Genomic DNA, 3,960 nt, shown 5'->3' with positions numbered 1-3,960 from the left:
GTGTATATTATAACATTGTCCTAATGGACACAAAAGGTAATATCCTAGTGCAATTAGATAAAAGTGAAAAAATAAATAAATCTGAAGATGAGATTATTGATTTATCTTTAAGTAGTAATGATTATGTTGAATCTTTTAAATTTCATGATTTTATTCCAAGTAAAAAGAAAAGTTTAGTTTATGCATCTAAAGTTACAAAAACTAATGATCCAAATTCAGAATCAATTGGAATTTTATGCTTATGTTTTAAGTTTCAAGATGAGATGAAAGGTATTTTTAATAATCTAAAAGAGATAAAAAATAAGGAGTGTTTAACAATTTTAGATAAAGATGGAGTAGTAATTGCTACTAGTGATAAGTATCATGTGAATTTAGGAACAATTTTAGAATTTAATCCAAATAGTAAATTCTCTTTTATTTCTCATGGAGGTAGAGATTATTTATCTAAAACATGTAAAACAAATGGTTATCAAGGTTATTTTGGACAAGAATGGTATGGTCATATTTTGCTTCCTTTAGACTATGCTTTTGTTGAAGAAGATGATAATTTAAATATTGATCAAGATATTTTATTGGCAATCTTACAAGGAGGGGAGAGATTTAGTGATGAACTAAAAAAAATCCCACTTGAAGCAAATAATATCCAAGAAAATTTAAATAGATTAGTTTGGAATGGAAATCTCAACCGAGGTAATCAAGATAAAAGTGAATTAACAAAAAGCTTTTCTAGGGCACTTTTAAATGAGATAAGTCTAACTGGAGAGAAAACTAAAAAAATATTTGATTTATCTATTGCTAATCTTACTAAAACAATTATATTAAATAATGCAACTTATGTCGCTTCTTTGATGGTAGATATTATGGATAGAAATCTATATGAAAGAGCAAATGATTGTAGATGGTGGGCTTTAACCCAAGATTTTAAAGATGTCTTAACCTCTAGTTCTGTAGATAAAACTAATAATAGTAAATTAACAGAGATTTTAAAGTACATCAATAGTCTTTATACAGTTTATACAAATTTATTTATTTATGATAAAAATGGAATTATTCTTGCTGTTTCTAAGGAAGAAGAAAAACATTTAGTTGGAATGCAATTAAATGATAATACCCTTGAAAATACAATGAAAATAACAGACAATAATGATTATTTTGTGTCAAATTTTAAAAGAACAAAATTCTATAATGATGATTACACTTACATTTATTACTCTTCTATCAAATCAAATGAGAATGTCGTAGGTGGTATTGGTGTAGTTTTTGATTCAAAAGTTGAATTAAAAGCAATGCTTGAAGAATCAATTCCAAATTATAAATCATCAGCTGATGAAAAGAGATTTGGAGTATTTACTGATAAAAAAGGATTAATAATCTCTTCTACAAGTGGGGACTTAAAAGTCGGAAAAACTTTAGATATTGACTTGAAATTTTTGAATATGGTAAATGGAGAATCCCATAGTGAAATAATAGTTTACAATGGTAACTACTATGCTATTGGAATAAAATGTTCTCAAGGATATAGAGAATATAAAATTGCTGATAATTATTCAAATGACATTTTTGCAATATTTTTCTCTTATATAAGTTCTTCAGATTTGAAGATTTCTCATAGTAAAGAAATATTTAAAGAAATTAGTGGAAATAAATCAGAAGACACACAAGAAATAGGGACTTTTTTCATAGGTGGGAAGTGGCTAGGTATTGAAATAGAAAATTTAATTGAAGTTGTGAGTATTTCTAAATTAGATCTATCTCCTACAATGAATAATGACCACTATTTTAAAGGAACTATTATCTATAACAATAGTGCTGTTGGAGTGATAGATATTAAGAATTTTTTAGATGAAAAAGTTGAAGAAGAGTACAAAGAAGTTGTCATTATAAAACATTTTGACAAAGATAGTGAGAATTACATAGGTATATTAGTAAATGAACTAGGTGATATTCCTGAGGTTTCCAAAGCTAGAATCAAGAAGATTGATAATTATTTGTTAGGGAATTGTACATTAATAAACTCTGTAATAGTTCCTCTTGAGGGTTCAAAAGATGATAAATTATTATCAATACTTGATATTGAGATGTTAAAAAACAACTTGGTAGAATAACAAAAGTAAAGACTTATATCCCTTGAAGTAATATTTGCCAAATGTACTCAACTTCTTCATCATCCAAGAAAATTAGCGATTTTTCTTTAAAAAGTTCGTCTATTTTGTAAAATTCAAATTTTTTCGAATAAGTGCAATTAGGATGAACTGGATGAAAACTTCGTACAAGTGAGATTTCATCGTTTATCTCTTGTTCACAAAGTAGACAAATATACTCGCTATGAAGTCTTCCTTCATGTTCTAGTAGTTTTATATAAGTTTCACAAATAGCTCGTTTGGCATCTTGTTTTATAAGTTTGTGAGCCAGTTCTTCTAATAAATTAAAATAAAAATCATCTATATCTTCCACATCTTTTAAATGTGGATAAAAAAGCTTTAAAAATCTTTGCCAGCAATAAAGTTTTTCTTTTACAAAAATCCAATTAAAACTTATTTGAAGTACATCTTTTAGTCTAGGCATTGTACTTTTTAGATTTGATTCTAATTCAAAATCAATCTTATATCCAACATTAATTGTAGAGTGTCTTCCTCCATAAAATCTATATGTAGTATAAATACTATCATCTGTAAGAATAGTAACTATTAAGTCATCATCTCTTACAGATTTTATATCGATTATATAACCTTGCATCTATTCTTCAAGACTCTTCATATCAATTATTTCATCAATGATTTCTTGAGCTTCTTCATCATCAATCTCACCAGCTTCTAAATCATCAATTAAATCTTGAAACTCTTTTCTCATCTCTTGCATATATTTTATTTCTTCTTTAGTTTTATCATCACTTTTTTTTGATGCAACTAATTCAAATAACTCATCTAAATAGTCTTCAACATCAGGTATAACTTCGTTGTGTACTAGATTTAAAAGTTTTTCTTGTATAGTCATATTATTTTCCTTTTAAATTTGAAAAAAAATTATAACAAAAGATTACTACTTGTTTGCTTCATAATTATACTTATGGTATTATTCTTGACATATTATAAAAAGGAAAATGTAGATGTCTGTGTTTGAAAATGTAAAAATAGCTAAAAAAGCAAATATTTTATATGAAGGTCATGTTACAAGTAGAGCAATAGAGTTTGAAGATGGTTCAAAAAAAACTTTAGGTGTTATGTTACCTGGAGAGTATGATTTTACAACTATTCATGAAGAACTTATTGATGTAGAATCTGGAGAATTAGAAGTATTATTACCTGCACAAGATTGGAAAAAAATTGTTGCACCACAAAGTTTTAAAGTACCTGCTAACTCTAAATTTAAATTAAAAGTTATTTCACTAGTTGATTATTGTTGTTCATTTAAAATACACTAAGATAGAAAGATTTTTCCTATCTTAGCTTATTTGTAAAAGTTTATATCCCACCCCTCTTAGATTTAAAACCATTCCATTTTTTAGTTTACTTCTTAATTTATGAACGATAGTTCTCATGCTTACTGATTCCATCTCTTTACTATCCCAAACATATTCATGAATCATATCAATAGTGACTGTTTTATTTATGTTTTTAACTAAGAGTGATAAGAGTAGTTTTTCTTTTATTGTTAGTTCTATTTCATGTCCATGTTTATATAAAGTTTGGTTTATCAAATCGTAATTATACTCATAGCCCAAATCAATATTTAAATTCAGATCATTATTTTGTGATATATGGTTTAAATGGTATTTTATTCTTAAAAAAAGTTCTTCAAAATCAAAGGGTTTTTTTATATAATCATTACACCCATAATCAAAAGAATTTTTGATATTTTCTATATCTATTTCAGCACTTATCATGATTACAGGACTGTTTGGATTATCTTTTCTTATTGTTTTTAATATTTCATGTCCATCAAATCCTGGAACATTTAAGT

General features: G+C 26.3%; 5 protein-coding genes. 2 read left to right on the top strand and 3 right to left on the bottom strand.

Annotated elements, in window-relative coordinates; translation table 11 throughout:
• Positions 1–2,105: chemotaxis protein CheW (locus tag CRU95_RS15980; protein WP_258238743.1), on the top strand; the 2,105-nt coding region annotated here is incomplete at its 5' end.
• A gap of 13 nt (positions 2,106–2,118) precedes the next feature.
• On the opposite strand, the gene recO is transcribed toward CRU95_RS15980, so the two are convergent.
• A complete protein-coding gene (recO, locus tag CRU95_RS15975) occupies positions 2,119–2,736 on the bottom strand; it encodes a recombination protein RecO (RefSeq protein WP_129102104.1) in 618 nt (205 codons plus the stop codon).
• Positions 2,737–2,994 carry a hypothetical protein gene (locus tag CRU95_RS15970; protein WP_013134857.1) on the bottom strand — a complete coding sequence of 86 codons (258 nt, stop codon included), beginning with the start codon at positions 2,992–2,994 and terminating at the stop codon, positions 2,737–2,739.
• Positions 2,995–3,106: 112 nt separating this feature from the next.
• Here CRU95_RS15970 and CRU95_RS15965 point away from each other — a divergent pair, with 112 nt between their 5' ends.
• Positions 3,107–3,421: a pyrimidine/purine nucleoside phosphorylase gene (locus CRU95_RS15965; protein WP_129102103.1), complete on the top strand. Its 315-nt coding sequence runs from the start codon at positions 3,107–3,109 to the stop codon at positions 3,419–3,421.
• A 21-nt stretch (positions 3,422–3,442) separates the two neighbouring features.
• Here the strand turns inward: CRU95_RS15965 and CRU95_RS15960 are convergent.
• Positions 3,443–3,960 (bottom strand): response regulator transcription factor (locus CRU95_RS15960; RefSeq protein ID WP_164969819.1); only part of this gene is annotated, 518 nt, incomplete at its 5' end.

The sequence above is a fragment of the Arcobacter sp. F2176 genome (assembly GCF_004116465.1).
In the GTDB taxonomy this organism is placed as follows: domain Bacteria; phylum Campylobacterota; class Campylobacteria; order Campylobacterales; family Arcobacteraceae; genus Arcobacter; species Arcobacter siniprincipis.
Note: the sequence above shows the minus strand (reverse complement) of the source record. Positions and strands in the feature narration are given on the sequence as shown.